The 3,145-nt window shown below is 67.9% G+C and carries 3 protein-coding genes; 1 reads left to right on the forward strand and 2 read right to left on the reverse strand.

What is annotated here, in order from left to right:
• Window positions 1-264: ATP-binding protein (locus AC07ZS_RS29630; RefSeq protein WP_494802005.1), on the forward strand; the 264-nt coding region annotated here is incomplete at its 5' end.
• Between the two features lie 99 nt (window positions 265-363).
• On the opposite strand, the gene AC07ZS_RS29635 is transcribed toward AC07ZS_RS29630, so the two are convergent.
• Both AC07ZS_RS29635 and AC07ZS_RS29640 read right to left on the reverse strand, forming a co-directional pair.
• Window positions 364-984 carry a TorD/DmsD family molecular chaperone gene (locus tag AC07ZS_RS29635; protein WP_494802006.1) on the reverse strand — a complete coding sequence of 207 codons (621 nt, stop codon included), beginning with the start codon at window positions 982-984 and terminating at the stop codon, window positions 364-366.
• Between the two features lies 1 nt (window position 985).
• Window positions 986-3,088, reverse strand: a complete 2,103-nt coding sequence (locus AC07ZS_RS29640; protein WP_494802007.1) for a 4Fe-4S binding protein — start codon at window positions 3,086-3,088, stop codon at window positions 986-988.
• Between the last annotated feature and the right edge of the window lie 57 nt (window positions 3,089-3,145).

Consider the following 3,145-nt stretch of genomic DNA (forward strand, 5'->3'; position numbering starts at 1 on the left):
GTGCGTTTGTGGGTGCAGGACAGTGGCCCGGGTCTCTCTTCGGAGGTTCTCGATCGGCTGTTCCGGCCTTTCTTCACGACGAAGAACGATGGGAATGGGCTGGGGTTGTGGATCAGCCAGGGCCTGGTGGAACGCTATGGAGGGCACATCACGGCCGAGAACCTCTCCGCTGGCTCCGGCGCTTCCTTCTGCGTGGCTTTGTTGACGGAGCCGCATGCGCCTGAGGCTGCGCCTACCCGAGATGGTCGGCCTGGGGGACTCTGAGGCGTTCCTGGATTTCTCGGCTGAACCTCGCGTCAGGCCGATGGCTACACCCGCCTGCGAGACAGGTCGGCACACCACCATGGGTGTGCCAGCTTTTGATCAGGCCAACATATCGAAGCCCTGCGCCTCGACGTTGACAAAAGCCCGGGTGAACCCAGCCAAGGCCGCATAAAAAGAAGCCTTGGGATGCCCGGCAATCGCATCGCACATCTGCAACACCCAGGGCTGCAGGTGCGCGGTGAAGAACTTCTGCTGCTGCGTGAGGTTGGCCACCTCCACCTCGTCGCCGGCGATGAGATAGCGCATCACCTCGCAGAGGTACGCGATGTGGTCCTCCGTCTCCGGCATGGTCTCGTCGCGCCCCAGACCCAGCGCCGCCAGATCGTTGCGCAAGGCCGCCAAGGGCTTCTCGTTCAGGAAGCCGCTGAGGTAATGCGAGCCGAACACGAACACCTCGGGCTTGCCCACCCCACCGAACAGCGCGTCGTACTCCGCCGCCACCGCCTCGTCGCTCGAGGCGCGCGCGGCCGCCACCACCTCGCGCCACGGCTCTTCCAGGAAGCCCCCGGCCGCCGGTGCCTCGGTCACCGCCACGCGCAACTGCGCCATCAGCTCAGCCGACGGCGGCGCGTAGTACAGCGCGGCCAGCAGGCCATACACCTCGGCACGGGCGGTTTCTTCGTCCAGCGCGGAGGACGTGACGGGAATGGCGTTGTTCATGTCAGAGATCGTGAATCCGGGTCTCGCCCGGGTTGGAATACAGGTCCACCACGCGGCAATCACCGCACATCTTCAGGCGCTCCAGCGCCTCGCCCTGGAACATGGCATGGCCCGAGAGCTTGGCCAGCATGACCTCGATGCCCTTGAGCGTGCCGAAGGGCTTGGCGCAGCGGATGCAGTGGTACGGCTGGGCCTCGTTGAGCACACGCAACTGCTTGCGCTGCTCGCCCAGCAGGAGGCGCGGTTGCAGCGTGATCGCGTCCTCCGGGCAGGTGCTGGCGCACAGGCCGCACTGCACACAGTTCTTTTCGATGAAGCGCAGCTGCGGGCGCTCGGTGTTGTCCTGCAAGGCGCTGGCCGGGCAGGCGCTCACGCAGCTCAGGCACAGGGTGCAGCGGTCCTTGTTGACCTCGATCGAACCCAGCAAGGACGCGCCAGGCAACGCGATGGCCTCTGCGGGCGCGCGCTGGGCCGCGCTGTCCTGCAGCAGGTGATCGAGCGCGAGTTCCACGGTGGCGCGCTTTTCGGCCTGGATGGCAAAGGTTCCGCGGCGCTTCACGGTCTGTGCCGGCGCGTCGCCCAGCGCGGCGTCCAGTGCCTTCACGTCCTTCGCCTCGATCAGGCGGAAATGCCGGCCGCTGTAGCCCAGGCCGCTCACGAGGGCCTGCGCCACGGCCATCTGCGCATGCACCGCGTCGCGGTACTGCGGCGCTTCGTCACCGGTCATCAGCACCCAGACCTGCGAGGCGCCGTAGGCGAAGGCGGAGAGCCACACGTCCAGCCCGATGGAGGCGGTGTGCCACAGCGGCACCGGGATCACGCGCGCGGGCATGCCGCGCACGTTCTTCTTGTCCAGCGCAGCCGCGCGGCCCAGCTCACCGATGAGCGCGCCGCCCGCTTCCTCGCTGTGCAGCAGCACGGCGGCTTCTTTGCCGCCGGCCTTGGCGTACGTGCCCAGCAGGGTGCGCAGCTTCACGCCCTGCTCGCTCGCGCGCGGGTAGGCATACGACAGCGCCCCGGTCGGGCACACCGTGGTGCAGGCGCCGCAGCCCACGCACAGGTTGGGGTTGACGACGATCTGGTTGCGCTTGATCTCGCTGTGGATCGCCAGCGCCGAGCAGATCTCGACGCAGGCGTTGCAGCCCACGGTTTCGTTGCGGCCGTGCGCGCACAGTTTCTGCTTGTAGGTGAAGAACTTGGGTTTCTCGAACTCGCCGACCAGATCGCGCAGCCGCACAACGGTGGCCATGGCGCCTTCGGCCTGCAGGCCGCCGCGCAGGTGGAAGTAGCCCTGCGGGTGTGCGTGCTGGGTGAAGGCGGGCGCATCGCGCAGGTCGAGCACGACGTCGAAACGCTCGCTGTGGCTCTGCGCCTCGCGCTGGAAATTGATCGCGCCCACCGCCTCGCAGGCTTTCACGCAGGCGCGGTGGTCCCGGCACTGGTCGAGGTCGATCTGGTAGTCCAGGCCGATGGCGCCTTCCGGGCAGGCCGCCACACAGGCGTTGCAACGCGTGCAGAGGTCGAGGTCGATCGGGTTGTCGGTGCGCCACTGCACGTCGAACGCGCCGAGCCAGCCCTGCACCTGCTCCAGCGTGCCCGCGATCACGGGGTGGCGCCGCGCCTGCATGCCCGGCCCATCCGTGGCCATGAGGCTGACCTCGAGCACATCGCCCACCAGGCCGGCGATGCGTTCACTCTCGTCGAGCGCACCGATGATCAACAGGCGCCCGGCGCTCTTGTAGGTGACGGTGGGCACCGGCTCGGGATCGGGCAGGCGCGCGGCCGCCAGCAGCGCGGCCATCTTCGGCATGGCCTGCGCGCCTTCGCGGCCCCAGCCGCCGGTTTCGCGGATGTTCACGAAATGGATCGGCCGCACGTCCAGCGGCACCGCGCCCTCGGTCTGCTCCGAGAGCTCGGTGAAGAGACGGCTTTCCTGCGTGCAGGCCACCACCAGGTCATCCTTGCTGCGACAGGCCTTCTGGAAGGCAGGCGCGTCGCGGCGGCACAGCGTGGTGTGCAGGGTCAGGTCTTCATCCAGCGCGTCGCCCAGAACCTGGGGGTTCAGGGACATCGTCTGGTTGCAATTGCAGATCAGCGTGGTCATCGTGGGGGGTCGCCGGGTCGGCGGCGGTGGGCTCGCGGGTGTCGGCGACGGTGGGGT

Source organism: Hydrogenophaga sp. GW456-12-10-14-TSB4, assembly GCF_059424305.1.

Excerpts from the sequence above, each read along its gene's own strand:
- AC07ZS_RS29635 (WP_494802006.1), bottom strand. The coding sequence starts at position 984 with ATGAACAACGCCATTCCCGTCACGTCCTCCGCGCTGGACGAAGAAACC.
- AC07ZS_RS29640 (WP_494802007.1), bottom strand. The coding sequence starts at position 3,088 with ATGACCACGCTGATCTGCAATTGCAACCAGACGATGTCCCTGAACCCC.